The sequence below is a fragment of the Virgibacillus sp. NKC19-3 genome (assembly GCF_019837165.1).
GTDB classification, from domain to species: Bacteria; Bacillota; Bacilli; order Bacillales; family Amphibacillaceae; genus Virgibacillus_L; species Virgibacillus_L saliphilus.
On sequence record NZ_JAGYHC010000001.1, the window covers coordinates 501661 to 522405 of the forward strand.

Consider the following 20745-nt stretch of genomic DNA (forward strand, 5'->3'; position numbering starts at 1 on the left):
CTTTTTCAAAGGTTCATATCAGGCTTTTATTGTACTCCTGTTTATATTGTGTATCAACAACACAAATCAACCCGAATGTTTATCGTTGGCTGTTGTTAAAAACACGTTTAAAATTACCCTGTAGGGGTATAATACAAACAGATATATGATGCATTACAATAAGTTAGGAGTGCGTGATAGCAATGGTAAAACATGAAGATGAAAAACACGAGCACAGTGAACACCATTTCCACAACCAGGACCATTCCCATGAACATGCAATCAGTCATGATCAACATGATGAGAAACATAGCCATGATAGTCATGGAGGACATGATCATGGTGGTCATGGTCATCATCATGATCACGGGGATATGGTCGGAGACTTTAAGAAACGATTCTTTCTATCTCTCCTTATTACCATTCCGATTCTCGCTCTATCACCTATGATTCAAGGTTTCATGGGGGTCGATTGGCGTTTTGCCGGTGATATGTATATTTTATTTGCGTTATCAACCGTTGTATTTTTCTATGGCGGCTGGCCATTTTTAACAGGGGCAATCGGTGAATTGAAAGAGAAGAATCCTGGAATGATGACACTCATTGGGCTAGCTATCGCTATAGCTTATGGATACAGCACGATGGTTGTATTTGGCTGGCAAGGTGATCAGTTATTCTGGGAATTGGCCACATTGGTTGATATTATGTTGCTCGGTCATTGGATTGAAATGCGATCGGTGATGGGTGCTTCTAATGCGCTCGAACAATTGGTGAAACTCATGCCAAATGAAGCACATCGATTAGATGAAAATGATCAAATACAGGATGTGCTTTTATCTAAGTTGAAACACAATGACCGGGTACTTGTAAAACCGGGTGAGAAGATCCCTGTAGATGGGGCAATCACGGATGGGAGTTCAGCTGTTGATGAGTCTATGCTGACTGGAGAATCGGTGCCGGTTGAAAAAGCGAATGGTGATGAAGTCATCGGTGGATCCATTAATAAAGAAGGATCACTTACCATACAGGTTGAGAAAACAGGAGAAGATTCCTATTTATCACAGGTTATTACAATGGTAAAGGAAGCACAGGAATCTAAATCTAAAACCCAGGATTTGACGAATAGGGCAGCAAAATGGCTATTTTACTTAGCACTAGCTGCTGGTTTGGTAACCTTATTTATTTGGATGCTGCTGGGATATACGTTTGATGTTGCAATCGAGCGAATGGTTACTGTAATGGTTATTACTTGTCCGCATGCGCTCGGGTTAGCAGCACCTCTTGTTGTAGCAGTTTCCACATCTATTTCTGCCCAAAAAGGATTGCTAATCCGGAACCGTGCTAATTTTGAAGGGGCACGGAATTTGAATGCTGTTGTGTTTGATAAAACAGGTACACTGACAAAAGGTGAATTTGGTGTAACAGATATCGTGTCGAGTGAGGGGTATAGCGAAGGTGACGTTTTAACCTATGCAGCTACGATCGAGCAAAATTCGGAACATCCGATAGCAACTGGAATTGAGAAGGAAGCGAAGGAACAAGATATTGCGTTAGGGAATTTAGCTGACTTCGAGTCGATAACAGGAAAGGGAATTCAAGGGAATGTGGACGGAAGAAAAGTAAATGTCGTCAGCCCGGGTTATGTAACTACGAATAATTTTAGCTACGATCAGCAGTTGTTTAATGGGATGTCGGAAGAAGGGAAAACCGTTGTATTTGTTCTGCTTGAAGACGAATTGATCGGGATGATTGCATTAGCAGACATCGTTCGTGAAACAGCAAAAGAAGCAATCGCATCATTGAAGGAAAATGGAATACATTCCATCATGCTAACAGGAGACAATAAAAAGGTGGCAAACTGGGTAGCAAAACAACTGGATATCGATGAGGTTTATGCAGAAGTTTTACCAGATGACAAAGCAAATCAGGTCAAGAAGATCAAAGAAAAAGGTTGGAGCGTTGCGATGACGGGTGATGGTGTAAACGATGCACCGGCCTTGGCGACAGCTGACTTAGGTATTGCCATCGGTGCAGGCACAGACGTAGCAATGGAAACAGCAGATGTCGTGCTTGTGAAAAGCAACCCGAATGATGTTGTGGCATTGATGGATTTATCGAAAAAAACGTACCGGAAAATGGTACAGAATCTATGGTGGGCGACAGGCTACAACATTTTTGCCATACCACTAGCAGCAGGCGTGTTAGCTCCGATTGGCATTATATTGAGCCCGGCAGTAGGGGCCGTATTGATGAGTTTGAGCACCATAATTGTTGCGATAAATGCGAAGTTATTAAAAGCATAAGTTCATATGTTTAAGCATGGAGAAAGTTGGTACATTGGTAGTTCTAACATACTAGAGTAGAGGATGGACGTTATGAAAAAGAAGATAGTACTAGGGTTAATTGTTTTAATTCCAGCAATGGTTTTAGCAGCTTGCAGCGGAAATGAAGAAGGAACGGAATCAAATGGAAATAAGAATGAAGAAGCGTCTGATTCTATGGAAGGGATGGATCATGCCGGCATGGATCATTCAAGTTCAGGTGAGGTGCCGGAAGATTTGGAGCGGGCTGAAAATCCTTCCTATCCCGTGGATAGTGAAGCAACAATAAACGCAAACCATATGGGGGGTATGGATGGTGCTGTAGCAACGATTACAGGTGCATATGAAACCACAGTTTATACAGTTTCATATACCCCAACAACAGGAGGCGCGTCAGTGGAAGATCACAAATGGGTTATTCATGAAGAAATTAAAAATGCCGGAGAAAAGCCCTTTGAAGCTGGAGATGAAGTTGTATTAAATGCGGACCATATGGAAGGAATGGATGGGGCAACAGCTACTATTAATTCAGCTGAGCAAACAATAGTATATATGGTGAGTTACACAGATACAGAAACTGGTAATGAAGTTACTAATCACAAATGGGTAACAGAAAGCGAACTTTCCCCAGTGGAATAAACATCCTGATTAACTATTTATGTAATAGAACATACTGGTAAGCTGTATGCCTTCATAGAGCACATGCGGTTTGATAAGGAGGGAAGCCTGAAACAAGGTTTTCCCTCCTTCATTAGTTGGTTTATGATGTGACATTCGAGTCTAATTAAAATAGTCTTCCAATCCAGTGACAATGCCCTTGGCGGCTTTTTCTTGATAGTTATCCGTTTGAACCAGCTCCCGTTCTTCGGGGTTGCTAATGAAACCAAGTTCAATTAATAAAGCCGGTTGGGTGTTAGCTGTTAATACTTCATAATCCGCTTGCCTCGCCCCACGATCATGGAGGCCTGTGTAATGGATCAGTGATTGCTGAATGGTATCAGCAAGCCTCTGGCTCATACCCCCAACGTCATAAAAGGTATGAATTCCACGTATCGATTGGTCTTCGAATGTATTATAATGCAGACTGATAAACGCATCAGCATTGGTAGAATTACTCATTTGCACCCGCTCTCCCAACGAAATAAACGTATCATCGGTACGTGTCAATGTAACGGAGGCTCCTTTATCATGTAACTGTTCTTCGACCCTTATCCCCGTAGATAGTGCTAATGTCTTTTCCTGTACCTCTGATCGAATAGCACCGGAATCTTTTCCGCCGTGCCCTGGGTCAATCACAAAATGATAATCAGACAGTGTATTGTCACTATGCTGCTTTTCTTGACTAGCTTGATTTTCTTCTCTCTCCTTCGTTTCGGCAGCTGATTCTTCCTGTTCGGATGCTGCATCATTATCGTTTTGATCGGGTTCTGTTTCAGACGCTTCTTTTTCTGTGTTTAATTGCACCTCCGATGTTTCATTTGGATCTGATATTGTACCGTTTGTAGAGTTATTTCCTTCATCAAGTAAGTGTAAAGCGACCCATCCTTCTTCACCATTATAAAATGTCTTTCCCCACCCATGTGATTCTTGAAAAATAGTAACGTTTGCACCGTTTTTCAGTTCAGCCAGGATGATTGCATCTGGGTCTGGTGCATTCCTTAAGTTTAGTGTTTTTGAATCGACGTTGTATAATTGTCCACTTTCGGCTTGAGCCGTTGGTAGAAAACTACATAGAAAAACGAGAAAACTAATACCTATAATAATGGTTTTTTTCATAGAGCGTGCCTCCAATTCGTAGTTTGCTATATTGATAGGTTTGCCAATAAATGCTATCTGTATACACCTGATGAACAGTCGATAAGTTTGAGAGTTTCAGAGAGAAGAACGAATACTAATGAAATAACGTTTAAACATGGCTATTTGTATCATCACTCAAAATATATCTTAATCAGTAATTATTACAATTGACGTTCATAGAATAAGAATAGAAGAAACGTTCATAAATAATAAACATTGAAAGGAGATAAACGTGAATCGGAGGTCTTCATTTAATTTGTCTGCTGTAATTATAACGATTGTAATTGCAGAATTGGTGTTGTCACTATTATTTATCAAAACGGATCCGTCATTTTTAATGAAAGGGTTAAACAATGTGGCAACACAAGATTACATGCCAAAGGAAACATCACCGGAGATAGAGGACAACATACAAGAAGGAAAACAGGACAACGAAACGGCGGAGGAATTACAACCACCTTCTGAAAAGGAACAAAAGACGTCTCAAGCTGCACTCTGGGATCCAGAAATAGCAGAAGGATCCTCTTATTATTACGTTGAGGATGATATGTTGTGGCATAACGTCACCGACGATGAAGGAGGTTCATTTATTTATGGACCGGTGCCTGATTTCATGTCAGAAGGTGAAAAATATTACAGTCCAAATGGCAGTACGTTTTTTAGTTCGGAGGGAGAAGAAGAAGGAACAGCATATCAATACTTTGAAATTTTACCGCTAAATACAGAAACATCGTATACGGCAGAACAGTTGAATCAGTATATTGAAAATCATATCCCGGAAGCGTATCGAAATGAAATGGATGGCTCTGGCCCTCTTGCTACACTTGGAGATGAATTTATCGCAGCACAAAATCAATATGGTGTTAATGCACTTTATTTGTTGGCACATGCTATTCATGAGAGTGCATGGGGGAGCAGTAGCATCGCACAAACGAAATATAATTTGTTCGGCTTTGGTGCGTTTGATAGTGACCCTTATAATGGTGCAAAGAAATTCGATTCCTACCAGGATGGCATTAACCATGTTGCCCAATATGTGGCTCATCAGTATCAAGACCCGCAAGGAACTCATTATCATGGAGCCATGCTCGGAAATAAAACAGCAGGTATGAACGCGAAATATGCTACCGATCCCTTGTGGGGCCAACAGATTGCCGGATACATGTACCGAATTGATAAGGCACTTGGTGAAAAAGATTTTGGCAAGTATCATTCCGACGCGTATAAACTTGCGGTATCAACGGTAAATGCGCCATTGAACGTGAGGGCTCAACCCTCCGCTTCCGATAGTAACGACATCTCCTATAATCTTCCTAGTAGTGGAGCCGCTATGATCGTTTCAGGTCAGGTAAGCAACGATGATGGTACATGGTATGAAATCTTTTCGGACCAGTCTAATTTTCTTAATAGAGAAACAGCCTATATCTACCACGATGGGCCCCAAGGCATGCTTTCCGAAATTGTAAGTGTTGCCGGAGAATAAGGCGTTATTCCTTGTTTGAAATGAAAAGAAGCTAGCAAGCATACATTCAGGATGCTTGCTAGCTTCTTTCTATGAGCCTCCAATTAATATATTTTATGATTTATGAAAAAAACAGTTGACATTTATTTCCCTATGGCATATATTATAACCAAACGCCTAAAGTTTGCCCAAGGTAAATTTTTTTAAAAATGGGAAGTTCTTGTTGACAAAGGAAAATCGGATTTATATTTTTTGAAAATTAAGTAAAATTTGGTTTTCTGATCCGACTATTTAGCCCTGTAGTGGGAACGCTCAACCTCCTTAAGATGAGTTGTCTTTAGGCTTAGGATCTTTATTTTTTTTAGGTATTTTTTTGCCCTAACCCAATTTTTGTTGTGAAGGGAAAGAGAGGAGGAGATATAGGAGAAATGTAATGAATTCTCATTCGCTTTCGCATTCATTATATATATGAATTGTATGTCATGTTTGAAATGACTTCTTAAAAGAACGTTTTCGCATCAAAATTACTGAAGTGGAGGAAAAGAGATGTTAAAGAAAAAATTGTGGATATTGGGAGTATTATTTGTTTTGATTCTAACGTTGGCAATTGGTTGCAGCCAGGAACAAAGCGGTGAGGAAGCAGAAGCGCAGGATGATGCTGAAGCAGAAGAGCAGAGTGAAGGAGATGGGAATGGTGAAAAAATTAACGTTGTAACAACTATTGCGCAGATCGGGGAGCCTCTATCGGTTATTGGTGGAGATCGTGTGGAGGTTGAAAGTTTAATGGGACCTGGCGTAGATCCACACGTATATAACGCAACGCAGGGGGATATTTCAACGATGGATGGAGCGGATGTTGTTTTTTATAGCGGGTTAAATTTGGAAGCGAACATGGTTGATATGTTTGAAGAAATATCGCAGTCAAAACCAGTTCTTGGCATAGCGGAAACGCTCCCGGAAGACGCATTATTTGAAGACGAGGAAGGGGAAGTCGACCCACATGTTTGGTTTGACCTGGCCCTTTGGCAAGATGCTCTGGACGCTGCGGTTGAAGAACTAAAGGAATATTCTCCTGAAGATGCAGATTACTTTGAGGAAAATAAGCAAGAGTACTTTGCTGAAATAGATGAAGTCAAAGAAGATGCCCAAAAGTTACAGGATATTCCAGAAGATCAAAGAGTATTAGTAACAGCACATGATGCTTTCGGGTATTTCGCGGATATGCATGATATGGAAGTAGTAGGACTTCAAGGGATAAGCACGGAAGATGAGATTGGTGTTTCCGATATTAATAATACCATTGAGACATTAATTGAATATGAGGTTCCTGCCATTTTTGTAGAATCGAGTGTGAACCAAGATTCGATTAATGCTGTCATTGAAGGAGCTGAAAGCGAAGGCGTGGACGTAGAATTAGGCGGTGAACTTTTTTCTGATGCGATGGGCGAACCGGGATCTGAAGAAGGTACATATACAGGAATGTACCGTCATAATGTAAATACGATTTATGAAGCATTGAACGGAGGAACGGAGTAACATGGCGCAAACAGTAATTAATGTAGAGAACCTGGCTGCCTCTTACCAGAAAAATACGGTACTGCACGATGTGAATTTTGAAGTAGGGGGCGGAACGTTAACAGGGATTGTTGGTCCGAATGGTGCGGGTAAGTCGACCTTATTAAAGACAATGCTGGATCTTCATCCCTCCTTAACGGGTTCTGTGACATTTTTCAATTTACCATTAAAGAAAGCGAAAAAGAGAATTGGTTATGTGCCACAGCGGGGTTCTGTTGATTGGGATTTTCCAACAGATGCATTAGATGTTGTAACAATGGGGATTTACGGGCAAATAGGATGGCTTAAGTGGCCATCCCGTTTGCATAAAGAAAAGGCATATGAAGCGTTATCTAAAATGGGCATGGCAGACTATGCCCACAGGCAAATCAGCCAGCTTTCCGGTGGGCAACAGCAGCGTGTATTTTTGGCACGTGCTTTGGTGCAACAAGCAGATTTATACTTCATGGATGAACCATTGGCAGGTGTGGATGCAGCAACAGAACGCGCCATCATGACCATTCTTCAAGAATTAAAATCGATGGGCAAAACAGTAATGGTCGTTCATCATGACTTGCAAACGGTAGATGAATATTTTGATTATGTTCTATTGTTAAATCGAACGGTAATCAACCATGGAAAAACAGAACACGCCTTTACAAAAGAGAATATTTCAAATGCCTATGGAGGAAATATGCGCTGGATGGGAGAGGGTAGTTAACATGTGGTCCATTCTCATGAACAGTAACACACAATGGGTATTAGCCAGCTCAGGTGTTCTCGGTATTGCTGCGGGGATCATAGGCTGTATGGCGTATTGGAGGAAGCAAAGTCTGTTAAGTGATGCTCTAGGACACGCAGCGTTACCTGGTATTGTTATTGCCTTTCTTCTACTTGGGGAGAAAAATCCGCTTGTGTTGACCATAGGAGCGGCAATTAGTGCTTTAATCGGTGCATTTATCATACAAGGAGTTATTGCTACTACTCGAATAACCGACGATACAGCAATGGGGATGATTCTATCTGTTTTTTATGGTTTGGGTATTATGCTTCTCACGATTGCTAACCGTATTGGCGGTGGAGGTCAAAGTGGATTGGACAGTTATATCATCGGGCAGGCAGCGGCTATGGTAAAATCGGATATCATTACCATGCTAAGCTTGGCATTACTAGTCATTTTAATCGTAGGGATCGGTTTTAAAGAATGGAAAATTTATCTCTTTGACCCTTCATTTGCAAAAGGGCAAGGGTTATCACTCTTCTGGATGAATGTATTGTATACAGCCGTACTTGTCGTAACGATTGTGATCGGGGTCCAGGCTGTTGGAGTTATATTAATTTCGGCTTTACTCATTATTCCCTCCGTTAGTGCCCGCTATTGGACCCAGTCTTTTAAAATGATGCTTTTATTATCCGGTCTATTTGGTGGTGTGGCAGGTGCTGCTGGAACGATTATAAGTACATTAGGTAGCGGACTTCCTACCGGTCCATTTATTGTTATTGTGGCTGCCGCCATGTTTGCAATATCCCTTGTTTTTGGGAAGGAAAAAGGTCTACTGATCAACTATTTGCAATTTAAAATACATCAGAAACAGGTAAATATTCATCAGGTTGGAACGAAGGAGGTGGAGTAAGTGACGTATGCAGGATGGATTATATTGACTGCTTCGTTAGTAGGGGTGTCCTGTGGTTTAATTGGTGTATTTTTAATACTGAGAAGAATGGCGATGATGGCTGACTCGATAAGTCACACGGTTCTTTTAGGTATCGTCATTGCTTTTCTTATTACACGTGAATTAAGTGGACCACATATGCTTATCGGCGCCATATTGGCAGGGTTACTCACAGCCTTTCTAGTACAGTGGCTTCATTCATTGGATATTCAGCAACATGCATCCATGGGTATTGTGTTTACGACTTTGTTTGCCATCGGTGTTATTCTAATAGCGACTTCTGTGGGAAATGCTCATCTTGATGTACAGCATGCGTTAATGGGTGAGATTACCTTTATACCATGGAATACGATTTACTTCCCTCTTATTGGTGATATTCCGCAAGCTACTATGTTATTAGCTATTGCTTTCGTTGTCGTTCTGTTTTTTATTATCGCTTTTTATAAAGAATGGAAAATTACATCGTTTGATCCAGCGCTCGCGGCAAGTTTGGGAATTCCTGTGTTATTGATGCACTATTTATATATGGGACTTGTTTCGATTACGACGGTTGCCGCTTTTGATAGTGTTGGTGCCATTATGGTTGTTGCCATGTTAATTACACCTGCTGCTTCTGCTTATCTCTGGACAGATAAACTTTCCATCATGCTCGTCTTAAGCAGTGCATTTGGGGTAGTATCTGCTATTAGCGGATATTATATAGCTACATGGATTGATACATCTATTTCAGGGTCAATGGCATTTGCGACGGGAGTGGTATTTTTTGTTAGTTTTATCTTTTCTCCGAAACATGGATTTATTTCAAAATATGTTCGGCCGGTGAAAGAAGCTTAATTTGACTATATTTTGGGGAGAAATTGACAAAATTTAAATCGTTGAAGTGGTGCTTGCACCTATCTAGGTTATGGAAGAGGGTGATTGTTCGTTCCCCTCCTCCAATCACCCAACTATAAAATGCAGATCTTCTATTCATTTGAAACGAAGAGGAGGAACCCAACATGCTCACCCCCAAGCGGGCGTATTACTTAGAAAATATATATATATTAATGGAGGAAAAAGGATACGCAAGAGCAGCGGATATTGCAATAATACTTGATGTTACCCAATCTTCCGTAACAAGAATGCTACAGAAACTTGATGAGGAAGGGTTAGGAATTTATGAGAAACATCGGGGTTTTGCCCTTACTCCCAATGGTAAAAAGTTAGGCAAAGCCTTAGTTGAAAAACATGAAATGGTAGAAGGATTTTTACGTACGATCGGAGTCCAAGAAAAACATGTCGGTGCAGAAGTGGAAGGAATAAAGCACAATATCAGCAAACATACAACAGATTGCATATCCGATTTCCTGGACTTTTTTGTTGAAAATCCCCATATTAAGGAATCGTATATGAAATACAAGACGGAAACTAAAGTTGGTAATAAAGATAGTGCAGGTTAAGTAAGGACATGTTTCCTTTTCACTTTCCAAGCACAAGATTCACTTTACTACTGGCGATAAGTCACGTTTATCAAGCCTCAGTTACGCCGCTCCTGCGTTTTTGTTCAAATCATCAAGTTTCTCGTTTTATGAATCGGCCATTCTTCCGAGTGGTCCATTTTCATCTATGATTTGCTGCAGTTTATAAACAGAGATTGGAAACATTGGCAGACCAACATAACCCGGGGTGATTTCATAGGCCTGAAAATACAGGACAAGCACTTTATCTGAGATGTAAAAGTCCTGATCAGGAGAAATACCGGGGAACTCACTCAGTAGCTGAATGTCTCTTGCATGGATTTGCTTCTGTACTAGTTGGGAGAGAGTGTCGATGTAATTGCTACCAGGTCTGAACAATTCTTGAAGTGTGTAATTTTTCCCTGATTGTGTGTCAAAGGTCAATGACTTCATAAGTGTAAGCCCATGTGCATATTGGTATGCAATTGCGTAATTGCTTAGTGTCAGGCTAAGGATATTCCGCTCATTTGTTTTAATCTCAAATGTACCGATCATTTCTGTGAATGCACTGGCTCTTTGCTGTTCGTATTGCTGATGGACCAGAAATTGCATAAGTTGAATAATCGTTTGATTAATATTTTGCTGTACATGCTGATCTTGCAAGCCGACAACAGCCGGGTAGTAAATCGTTGTACCTTGCTGTTTGATAACCATCGTTTGTATTGCGACAGGTAATGCAGGTGTGACCATTTCATCCATCCTTTACATAAGTGTATATTATAACCTATGCAAGAATTGGAATTATGACCTGTGTGCATTGGATTGCGTGTAATTAACAAATTAGAGATGAAATAGATTGAAGTTGATGGCCGGTAAGGATAAATCATTCATGTTGACATACCCTATATGGGTATATTATGCTAGGTTTACCTGCTGAAAAGTAATCTTTAACTCATTTCAGAGTTTCAAAGGGTCTTCTCGAATCAAAAATAAAAATTTCCCCTTTAAAATACACATCGGGGGTATAATAATATGAAAGAAGAATTAAAAATAGGAGGGCAATGTAAATGACAAATAAAATATGTAACCTACATGACATAACATGTAGGCATTTGCGTGAACTATATTATAGAAGTAAAAGCATAGGTAACTATTATTATTAGGAGTGAAATCATGGCTGATGTAAAAACAAATGTAAAGACTGTTTGGAATGGAGACACAAAAGGTAACGGAAGTATGAAAGCTAATTATCTAAATACGAAGATAGCGATACCTGAATCCTCAGGCGGTACCGGAGAAGGTACAGATCCGAAAGAATTACTTGTAACTTCTGCGGCAGCCTGTTATACAATGACGCTTGTCGCTATGCTCGAAGCAAGAAAACTGCCTGTCGATCAATTCACGATGAACTCGGAAGGGACCAATTCGAGGGAAGAAGGATTTCAAATTATACATTATCCTTATATTATTTTGTCAGCTAATGCAACAGAAAAGGATATTCAGTCAGTGAATAGAGCATTTACATCCGCAGATAAGGGGTGTGCAGTCGGAAATATGTTAAAGAAAGCAGATGTTCAAATTGATATTGTAGGAAATGTATCTGTAGAATTTGGGGAAGAAGGTTAGTTAAAAGAGCGGTTTAAAATAAAAGATTAATTCGTATCGAACAATGGAATGTGCATTTGTAAACGAAAGGAGATGAGGTTAAAATGAAGAACTATCATCTAGAGATCTATACCAGGCCCACTTGCTCTGATTGCCAAGATTTGAAGAAATTTCTGCAGGCTCAACGTATTCCTCATAAAGAATATGATTTAACAAAACAACCATCAAAAGAAAAAGATCTTATCAAGATAACAGGAAGTAGAATCGTTCCGGGCCTTGTATTTTCTCAAGACTCCCTCTTGGGCTTAGTGAGAAAACCGAAAAGTATGATAGGGTTTGAGAGGAATAAGGATGAAATTAAGAAATTATTACATGTAAAGTAGCTGACATCATTTAGGAATAGTTTTTTTAAACTAAAAAATACCCTACCTATGTACGGTAATTTAATTGACAACCAGAAAAATCGTTAAAACGCAATATTGGAGGAATATCATTATGTCTACAAATTCTCAAACATTATCACAACCTGATCCAAAGCGCTGGAAAGCACTATTTTTGCTTTGTTTTGCGAATTTCCTTGTGATGATGGATGCTGCGATTATTCAAATTGCCCTGCCATCTATCAAGGAAGCGCTCGGTTATAGTCAAGAAAATCTGCAATGGGTAATGAGTTCCTTTCTTATTTTCTTCGGAGGTTTTCTACTACTGGGTGGAAGGTTAGCGGATTTATTTGGAAATCGACGCATCTTTAATTTGGGTGTTATCGTTTTAATTGTGTCATCCTTGTTTGCAGGCTTAGCCTGGAGCGAAATGAGTTTAAATACTTTCAGGGCAGTTCAAGGACTGAGCTCTGCATTAATTGCCCCGGCTGCATTGGCCATGATTATGATCCTATTTTCTTCCAATGGTAAAGAAATGGGTAAAGCACTTGCCTTTTGGGGACTATCCGGAGCCGCTGGTGGAGCTTTAGGTATCGTGTTAGGCGGCGTTATTACAGAAGTTCTAGGTTGGCGCTGGACGCTATTGATCTATGTTCCACTTGGGATGATCGTGCTAATCTTGTCTCCAAGGCTTCTGCGAAAATCAGCACGCAAAGCAACCGGTCGTGTCGATTATATTGGCGCCGTTTTAGTGACTGTTTCTTCCATGTTACTTGTTTATGGAATTGTAACAGCAGAGCATAGTGGTTGGCAGTCATCCAATACCATTGTTTCATTAGTTGTTGGAACTGTCTTGTTTCTTATTTTTCTTTTGGTACAGTCTAAGAAAAAAGAACCCCTTTTACCGCTCGATATATTCAAGACGCCTAATTTAGCTATAGGAAACATTTCGGTTTTCTTAATAGCTGCAGCATGGTTTCCACTTGTTTATATACTTGTTTTATATGTGCAGCAGGTCTTAGGGCTTTCTCCATTTGTTGGAGCAATGGCTATGCTACCGATGCCTGCTTTTATGGCGATTTTCATGATATTTATAGCGGAAAAAGTGATGGACAAATTCGGCATTAAAAAGACGATGATTACTGGATTTATCTTACTTGGTGTGGGGTCTGTTTTATTCTCACAAACGGCTACAGTGGAAGGGAATTATTGGACCAATGTGTTGTTGGCTTCATTAATCGTATCTCTAGGTAATGCCCTTGCCTATTTACCTGCTACGACGGCATCTGTGTCAGAAGTCAAATCAGAAAGGTCCGGTATTGCATCCGGTTTATACAATACCTTTTACCAAATTGGATCAGCAGTCGGTCTGGCTATACTGGTAGCCATTGCTGGAGCAGCAACTGCTTCTAGTACTGCTACATCGTCGGTAGTTGCTTTAAATGAAGGTTTCCAACAAGGCTTCTTTTGGGGTGGCATCATCGCGTTTGTGGGTGCTGTATTAGCACTTTTGTTTACTCGCTCACCAAAACAGAGAAAATCGAATAGATAAAAAATGAAGGCTTGGGTTGACTAGCTTGAAATTTGATCAAAAATAAATTTGACAAATTTATTTCGTATTTTCAACATTTTTATTAAACATTTCCGTAGTATTTAACGAAAAAAGGAGTTTTCTGTTGACAAATATACCTTATGGGGGTATAGTATAAGTATAAACGAAAAGGAAGTGATTCATTTGGATAAATTCTTACGTGATCACCCGAGTACTCCAAGAACAGAAGCTGAGAAGGAAAAAACCATTACCCGCCTGAAACGCATAGAAGGTCAGGTTCGCGGGATACAGAAAATGGTAGAAGAGGATCGCTATTGTGTAGATATATTAGTACAAATTAGCGCTATTCAGTCCGCGTTAAAAAATGTCGGTTTCGCTGTCACGGAACGACATATCAACCATTGTGTTAGTGATGCGATTAAACAAGGTGAAGGTGAAGAAACCATTCAAGAATTAATGAGCGTGTTAAAACAATTCTCGAAATAAGGGGGGATTATGATGAGTGAAACAAACCATGCAACACTTGGTGTTACAGGTATGACCTGCGCTGCATGTTCCAATCGGATTGAAAAAGTGTTAAATAAAATGGATGGCGTAGAAGCTAAAGTAAATTTAACCACAGAAAAAGCAACGGTAGACTATGACTCATCGAAAACGTCTATCGATGCTATTTCGAATAAAATTGAAAAAGTCGGCTATGGTGTTTTAATGGAACAAGCAGAATTAGATGTCTTTGGCATGACCTGTGCTGCATGTTCAACCCGTATTGAAAAGGTATTGAATAAGCAAGAAGGGGTTCAATCTGCAAGTGTCAATTTAACAACAGAAACGGCATCGGTCGAATATAACCCAGGTCTCACAGATACGCAAGCAATTATTGATAAAATCAAACATGTAGGCTATGACGCAAAACCAAAAGCTGAAGCAGAAGAAAAACAATCGCATAAAGAAAAAGAAATAAAAACGATGAAGACGAAATTAATTGTTTCGGCTGTGTTAACGGCACCACTCGTTGTAACTATGTTGGTTCATTTATTTAATATGAATATACCGGATATATTTATGAATCCGTGGTTCCAATTTGCACTCGCAACACCGGTACAATTTATAATCGGCTGGCAATTTTACGTTGGTGCCTATAAAAACCTTCGTAATGGCGGGGCAAATATGGATGTGCTTGTTGCATTAGGTACGAGTGCGGCTTATTTCTATAGTTTATTCGAGGCATTTCGGACCATTGGCAATGCAGCGTACGAACCGCATTTGTATTTTGAAACAAGTGCTGTTGTTATTACGTTGATTTTATTTGGTAAATATTTAGAAACAAGAGCAAAGAGCCAGACAACGAATGCTCTATCCTCATTATTGAATTTACAGGCAAAAGAAGCTCGTGTTATACGAAATGGTGAGGAAATCATGACGCCAGTGGAGGAAGTTGTCGTTGGTGATCGGTTAGTTGTTAAACCAGGGGAGAAAATACCCGTTGACGGTATCATTGTAAAGGGGAGAACCTCTATCGATGAATCCATGATTACCGGGGAATCTATCCCGATTGAAAAGGACGTAGATGCTAATGTCATTGGTTCAACGATAAATAAAAACGGCGCTATTGAAATGGATGCAACGAAGGTTGGCAAAGACACAGCACTTGCCTCGATTGTGAAAGTGGTCGAGGAAGCACAAGGGTCGAAAGCACCAATCCAGCGATTAGCCGATATCATTTCCGGTTATTTTGTACCGATCGTTGTAGGCATTGCTATTCTAACATTTATCGTATGGATCGCGCTGGTCCAACCAGGTCAATTTGAATCTGCATTAGTTGCAGCGATTGCTGTTCTTGTTATTGCTTGTCCTTGTGCTTTGGGGCTAGCAACACCAACCTCCATTATGGTTGGTACAGGAAAGGGCGCAGAGAATGGTATTCTTTTTAAAGGTGGGGAGCACCTCGAGCGCACCCATGCGTTGAATGCAATCGTGTTGGATAAAACGGGAACTATTACAAAGGGAAAACCTGAAGTAACAAACTTTACAGGCGATGAGGAAACCTTACAGTTACTCGCGAGTGCGGAAAAGGGTTCGGAACACCCACTTGCAGAAGCTATTGTTGCCTATGCAACAGAGAAAGATATGGATTTCGATGAGGTCGATGAATTTCAATCTATACCCGGTCATGGTATTGAAGTAACGATTTCAGATCACCACATTCTTGTTGGAAATCGAAAACTAATGGAAGACCATCACGTTGATATTGGTAGTGCGGAACAAGCATTAATCGATTTCGAAGGGCAAGGCAAAACCGCCATGCTGATTGCTATTGATGGAACGTATCGTGGAATTGTTGCTGTGGCAGATACGATTAAAGAAACAGCTCCTCAAGCCATAAGCGAGTTGCAAGATCAGGGCTTAGAAGTGATCATGTTAACAGGCGATAACGAGCGCACGGCACGCGCTATTGCGGAGCAAGTTGGCATCGATCAAGTAATAGCACAAGTGTTACCGGAGGAAAAAGCGGATAAAGTAAAAGAAATTCAAGGAAAGGATAAGAAGGTTGCCATGGTTGGAGATGGGGTCAATGATGCCCCAGCACTTGCTATTGCTGATATCGGAATTGCCATTGGAACTGGTACAGAAGTGGCTATCGAAGCTGCTGACATTACGATTCTTGGTGGCGAGCTATTGCTTATACCGAAAGCTATTAAAATCAGCCATGCAACAATTCGAAATATCCGCCAAAACCTCTTCTGGGCATTTGGTTATAATACAGCAGGGATTCCAGTTGCTGCGATTGGATTACTTGCGCCATGGGTTGCCGGTGCAGCAATGGCACTAAGTTCGGTGAGTGTTGTTTCTAACTCCCTCCGCTTGAAGCGGGTTAAGATATAATTTTTATAAACCTTTAAAGGAGGTGAAAAAGCATGGAACAAAAAACTCTAGATGTTCAAGGCATGTCATGTGGCCATTGCAAAATGTCCGTTGAAGGCGCATTAAATGAATTAGATGGTGTATCAACAGCTGAAGTTAATTTAGAAAAAGGCATTGTCGATGTTACGTTTGACGCATCAAAAGTAACCCTTGAGACAATGAAAGAGGCTGTTGAAGATCAAGGCTATGATGTTAGTGCCTAACTATAGGAAAAAAGCTGGTTTTCTGCTTGGAAAATCAGCTTTTTTATGTATAAAAAAGGTAGGGAAAGGTTTTGAATAGGTGAGGACATTAATGAGGATTCGGCATTAGTAAAAGTCGATCGTGGTATTATAATAGGAAGCCAACACGGGTGTATGAACACACCTGATGAATATGCTTCATTTACACTAAAGTTATTTCAAAACTACCTACGTTCGATTATAATAAAGTTAAATACCCACGGTTTTTTCAAGTGTTTTTATTCCGACAATTTTTCTGGAGAGAAGGAAATGTTAATGGATGAGCTTGTTCAGCTTGAAGATATTAGTAAAGGATACACGAATAAAAATGTGCTACATCATATTTCTTTAGAGATCAATAAAAACCAAATTGTTGCAATTCTAGGAGGAAATGGTGTTGGGAAAAGTACTCTATTAAGAATAATAGCAGGTATTCAACGACCTAGTTCAGGTAAGGTTAACTACTATAACAAAGCAATTAATATTGGATATGTTCCTGAACGATTCCCCAATCTTATTCGCTTCACACCAGGGGAATATTTAAACTACATAGGAAAAATAAGCGGAATTCCTGAATCTTTACGTAATAGAACTATTTCCGATTTTCTACATCGCTTTCAACTAGAGGAATTAAATAATCAATGGGTTATGAACTTGTCAAAAGGAAGTATTCAAAAAGTTGGAATTATCCAAGCTATAATGCAAAAACCAGGACTATTAATTTTGGATGAACCCATTTCCGGCCTTGATTCCCATGCACAGCAAGAATTGATCGGTATTATGAAAGAGCTGAAAGAGGAAGGAACTACAGTCTTACTAACATATCATGAATCTAATATCCTTGAGAACGTTGTAGATACTGCTTATAATTTAAATAATGGTCATCTTTCAAAGACAAATGCTGCTTTACAGAAAGAATCGATTAAATTATTGAGCGTAGAAAATATAGCAGATTCCTATGTTATTCAATGGAACGAAGTACTTTATATGGAGAAAAGAGGAAATAGTCTATTATTATTTGTTCATTTAAGAAACAGTGACAAAATACTATACAGGATTCTTCAATTACAAGGTAGTATTCGTAGTGTAGAAACAATAGACACGCTTAAGGGAAAGTTTCAAGAATGAGGTTGAATAGAATCTATTAAATGTATCCCGGATCATTTCTATTATCTTAAGGAGCGATTTTTTGAAACATCTTATTAAATATAGTTTGCATGACTACATCCGTTCTCATAAATATTTCCCACCTATTGCGGTTTTTTTTATTTTAATTTTTGTATTTTATACCTATACGCCCAATCCAATCATTGATAGTTATGCAGCAACTGCATTCATTTTATATATGATATCTGCCTGGCTATGTATCAGTATTTTATCCCTTGATCCGCCAGTTCAAGGACAAATTATGATGCTTCATATTGGAAGTTGGAGTCGTTACTATATATCAAAATTAATTTCAGTGGGGATCATTTCTATCGTACTTACGATTTATGCTTTCGTATATCCAATTATTTTTAATATGTTTACTGAAACGGTGACGCTTACGATTGGTTTGGTCTCACTCGTAAACCATATTTTTTTAGCTATATTAGGGATAAGTGTTGCAAGCTTATTTAGTAAAATCATAATGAAAAGTGTTGTTAATTCTTTTGGAGGATTAGCCCTTACTATTGTTGTTTCCATAGCAGCTCTAGGAATCTATGATGTCTTACCTTCATTTATTAAAAATATCGTTTGGATTATCCCACCTGCAGCAATCACACAAGTCCCATTAACGAATTGGAATGGTGAAAGTATCTTGAATCTTTCAATGTTCCCATTTATTTGGGTCATCTTTTACGCACTAGTCATTTTATATTTGTTCTTAAAGTTAGCAAAACGATGTTAAAACGTTAATACATTATTTTGGTCTTAATTCCTGATGGGTCAAAAGAGATGATATACTAAATACTCCCTTCATAGCAGGAGAGAATTTTTATTATTTCTTAGTCTGCTATAAAGGGAGCATATCAAACGACGGAAAGCCATCTTTTTTAAATTAGGAAACGTTTCGTTTTTGACTCTATCACCATCGTTATAACAATGGTATGTAAGCAAGGTTAAGCGGATAATCCTCCATCTACTGGCATCAAAACACCATTTACATAAGAAGCTTCATCTGAAAATAAAAATGTGACGACAGATGCAATTTCCTCTGCTGTTGCCATTCGCTGCATCGGTGCAGCCCCTTCCTCATCTGAAGATGCCATGTCTTTTATCATATCCGTCTTCACTCCACCTGGACAGACAGCATTTACACGTATCCCCTTTGCACCATATTCATGTGCAGCTGTTAATGTCATACCGACAAGCGCATGTTTGGTTGCGCCATAGGTTCCAAGATAAGGCTCAGCCCTTATTCCTGCATGGGAGGATCCGTTGACAATGATACCGGATTGTTGCGCTTCCATTACGTGAAGGACGTATTTTAATCCAAGGAAAGCCCCTCTTAAATTAATGGCCACAACGCGGTCAAATTCTGTTTCCCCAGTTTCATGCAATAACGAAGGCTGCTGCAGGACACCGGCATTATTATGAAAAAAGTCGATACGCCCCATCTTTTGTTGTGCTTCGTTTACATATGCTTTGACATCATCTACATCAGCGACATTCGCAACAATTCCATGTGCTTTTCCGCCAGCTTGCTGAATACGTTCAACGGCTTCGTCAAGCATCTTTTCATTATAATCAACCAATAAAACCTTGACACCAAGACTTCCTAATTTTTCTGCGGTTGCACGACCAATTCCGCTTCCTGCTCCTGTTATAATGGCTGTTTTCCCTGCAAAGCTCATATTGCTTCTCTCCTTGTTTTCTGAATTTATGAAGCTGAGATAATTCATGTAAGTTGGTTAGGGTTGGATGCAAATGCTTGTTTTAATCCATTTGACGCTTGTTCAATGGCTTCCTGACTTTTTGTTAATGCACCAGGCATAGAGAAAAAGCCATGAATCATACCCGTATAGCGAGTGGCTTCAACTGGAGTACCTTCTGTTTTAAGTCGCTCAGCATAGGCTTCCCCCTCATCACGTAACGGATCATGTTCGGCTGTAATAATCAAAGCTGGGGGTAAATGCTTGAGATCATTCGCTCTTAATGGAGATGCATATGGATGTTTGCCATCTTCTTCATGATGCAAATAGTGATTCCAGAACCAGATCATATTGTCTTTGGTTAAAAAATACCCTTCTGCATTGTCTTGATACGAAGTGGTATCAAATCTGTGATCGGTAATTGGATAAATTAATAGTTGGTGGCAAAGGGTGAATGTTTTTTTATCTCGAACCATCAATGTGACTGCAGCTGCAAGATTTCCACCTGCACTATCACCACCGACAGCAACCTTTTCTGGATTCACATGAAGCTCAGAGGCATTTTCAACGACCCACTTTATCGCAGCATATGCATCTTCAAGTGCTGATGGAAATTTATGTTCCGGTGCTAAACGATAATCTACGGATATAACGACACAATTCACTCGATTTGCTAGCATACGGCAAGGAATATCTGCATATTCAAGATCACCTATGACCCAGCCGCCACCATGATAATAGACCAAGGCTGGAAGAGGATTGTCGCCAACTGGAGTGTAAATACGGACTGGTATTTTTCCACTAGGTCCTGGAATAAGATGATCTTCTACCCTTTCTACAGGTTCAGGCTCACCAGTTAAAAAACGCATATCGTTCGTCTGTCTAGCTTCTTCAAGAGTGAGAGTGTGCATTGGTGGAATTTCTGCGCCATCCATTTGTTCCAATAGAAATTTTAATTGAGGGTCAAGTGTCATATTTTCTACCTCCT

At 39.8% G+C, this 20745-nt stretch carries 20 protein-coding genes; 16 read left to right on the forward strand and 4 right to left on the reverse strand.

The window, feature by feature from the left end; genetic code table 11:
• Nucleotides 1-182: 182 nt before the first annotated feature.
• Complete coding sequence (locus KFZ56_RS02590) at nt 183-2282, forward strand: heavy metal translocating P-type ATPase (RefSeq protein ID WP_222640050.1); 2100 nt, start codon at nt 183-185, stop codon at nt 2280-2282.
• Nucleotides 2283-2354: 72 nt separating this feature from the next.
• Entirely contained in the window at nt 2355-2939 is a 585-nt protein-coding gene (locus KFZ56_RS02595) for a YdhK family protein (RefSeq protein WP_222640052.1), read from the forward strand.
• Between the two features lie 141 nt (nt 2940-3080).
• Here the strand turns inward: KFZ56_RS02595 and KFZ56_RS02600 are convergent, their stop codons facing one another.
• On the reverse strand, nt 3081-4076 hold the full coding sequence (locus KFZ56_RS02600; RefSeq protein ID WP_222640054.1) for an N-acetylmuramoyl-L-alanine amidase family protein: 996 nt from the start codon (nt 4074-4076) through the stop codon (nt 3081-3083).
• Nucleotides 4077-4329: 253 nt separating this feature from the next.
• On the opposite strand from KFZ56_RS02600, the gene KFZ56_RS19825 reads away from it, so the two are divergent.
• The 6 genes from KFZ56_RS19825 (at nt 4330) to mntR (ending at nt 10225) form a co-directional block, all read left to right on the forward strand.
• Entirely contained in the window at nt 4330-5580 is a 1251-nt protein-coding gene (locus KFZ56_RS19825) for an N-acetylglucosaminidase (RefSeq protein ID WP_222640056.1), read from the forward strand.
• A 525-nt stretch (nt 5581-6105) separates the two neighbouring features.
• On the forward strand, nt 6106-7095 hold the full coding sequence (locus KFZ56_RS02610; RefSeq protein WP_222640058.1) for a metal ABC transporter solute-binding protein, Zn/Mn family: 990 nt from the start codon (nt 6106-6108) through the stop codon (nt 7093-7095).
• A 1-nt stretch (nt 7096) separates the two neighbouring features.
• Nucleotides 7097-7834, forward strand: coding sequence for a metal ABC transporter ATP-binding protein (locus tag KFZ56_RS02615; RefSeq protein WP_222640061.1), 738 nt, complete (start codon nt 7097-7099; stop codon nt 7832-7834).
• 1 nt (nt 7835) lies between these two features.
• Nucleotides 7836-8747, forward strand: a complete 912-nt coding sequence (locus KFZ56_RS02620; RefSeq protein WP_222640063.1) for a metal ABC transporter permease — start codon at nt 7836-7838, stop codon at nt 8745-8747.
• The gene (locus KFZ56_RS02625; RefSeq protein ID WP_222640065.1) at nt 8748-9620 is read left to right on the forward strand and encodes a metal ABC transporter permease; all 873 of its coding nucleotides are present in this window, start codon (nt 8748-8750) and stop codon (nt 9618-9620) included.
• A gap of 164 nt (nt 9621-9784) precedes the next feature.
• Complete coding sequence (gene mntR / locus KFZ56_RS02630) at nt 9785-10225, forward strand: transcriptional regulator MntR (RefSeq protein ID WP_222640066.1); 441 nt, start codon at nt 9785-9787, stop codon at nt 10223-10225.
• Nucleotides 10226-10351: 126 nt separating this feature from the next.
• On the opposite strand, the gene KFZ56_RS02635 is transcribed toward mntR, so the two are convergent.
• Nucleotides 10352-10972 carry a PdaC/RsiV family protein gene (locus KFZ56_RS02635; protein ID WP_255584779.1) on the reverse strand — a complete coding sequence of 207 codons (621 nt, stop codon included), beginning with the start codon at nt 10970-10972 and terminating at the stop codon, nt 10352-10354.
• A 423-nt stretch (nt 10973-11395) separates the two neighbouring features.
• Between KFZ56_RS02635 and KFZ56_RS02640 the strand changes: the two genes are divergently transcribed.
• The 8 genes from KFZ56_RS02640 to KFZ56_RS02675 all read left to right on the forward strand — a co-directional run bounded on the left by KFZ56_RS02640 (nt 11396) and on the right by KFZ56_RS02675 (nt 18793).
• Complete coding sequence (locus tag KFZ56_RS02640; RefSeq protein WP_222640068.1) at nt 11396-11848, forward strand: OsmC family protein; 453 nt, start codon at nt 11396-11398, stop codon at nt 11846-11848.
• Between the two features lie 83 nt (nt 11849-11931).
• On the forward strand, nt 11932-12210 hold the full coding sequence (locus KFZ56_RS02645; protein WP_222640069.1) for a glutaredoxin family protein: 279 nt from the start codon (nt 11932-11934) through the stop codon (nt 12208-12210).
• Nucleotides 12211-12322: 112 nt separating this feature from the next.
• Complete coding sequence (locus KFZ56_RS02650) at nt 12323-13759, forward strand: MFS transporter (protein WP_222640070.1); 1437 nt, start codon at nt 12323-12325, stop codon at nt 13757-13759.
• 183 nt (nt 13760-13942) lie between these two features.
• Nucleotides 13943-14245 carry a metal-sensing transcriptional repressor gene (locus KFZ56_RS02655; RefSeq protein WP_222640071.1) on the forward strand — a complete coding sequence of 101 codons (303 nt, stop codon included), beginning with the start codon at nt 13943-13945 and terminating at the stop codon, nt 14243-14245.
• 12 nt (nt 14246-14257) lie between these two features.
• Nucleotides 14258-16642: a heavy metal translocating P-type ATPase gene (locus KFZ56_RS02660; RefSeq protein WP_222640073.1), complete on the forward strand. Its 2385-nt coding sequence runs from the start codon at nt 14258-14260 to the stop codon at nt 16640-16642.
• Nucleotides 16643-16674: 32 nt separating this feature from the next.
• On the forward strand, nt 16675-16884 hold the full coding sequence (gene copZ, locus KFZ56_RS02665) for a copper chaperone CopZ (protein ID WP_222640075.1): 210 nt from the start codon (nt 16675-16677) through the stop codon (nt 16882-16884).
• A gap of 288 nt (nt 16885-17172) precedes the next feature.
• A complete protein-coding gene (locus KFZ56_RS02670) occupies nt 17173-18030 on the forward strand; it encodes an ABC transporter ATP-binding protein (protein WP_222640077.1) in 858 nt (285 codons plus the stop codon).
• 61 nt (nt 18031-18091) lie between these two features.
• Entirely contained in the window at nt 18092-18793 is a 702-nt protein-coding gene (locus tag KFZ56_RS02675; protein WP_222640079.1) for a hypothetical protein, read from the forward strand.
• Nucleotides 18794-19004: 211 nt separating this feature from the next.
• Here KFZ56_RS02675 and KFZ56_RS02680 read toward each other — a convergent pair whose 3' ends face one another.
• Both KFZ56_RS02680 and lipP1 read right to left on the reverse strand, forming a co-directional pair.
• Nucleotides 19005-19739: an SDR family NAD(P)-dependent oxidoreductase gene (locus KFZ56_RS02680; RefSeq protein ID WP_222640081.1), complete on the reverse strand. Its 735-nt coding sequence runs from the start codon at nt 19737-19739 to the stop codon at nt 19005-19007.
• Between the two features lie 44 nt (nt 19740-19783).
• Nucleotides 19784-20731 carry a LipP1 family hormone-sensitive lipase gene (gene lipP1, locus KFZ56_RS02685; RefSeq protein ID WP_222640083.1) on the reverse strand — a complete coding sequence of 316 codons (948 nt, stop codon included), beginning with the start codon at nt 20729-20731 and terminating at the stop codon, nt 19784-19786.
• Between the last annotated feature and the right edge of the window lie 14 nt (nt 20732-20745).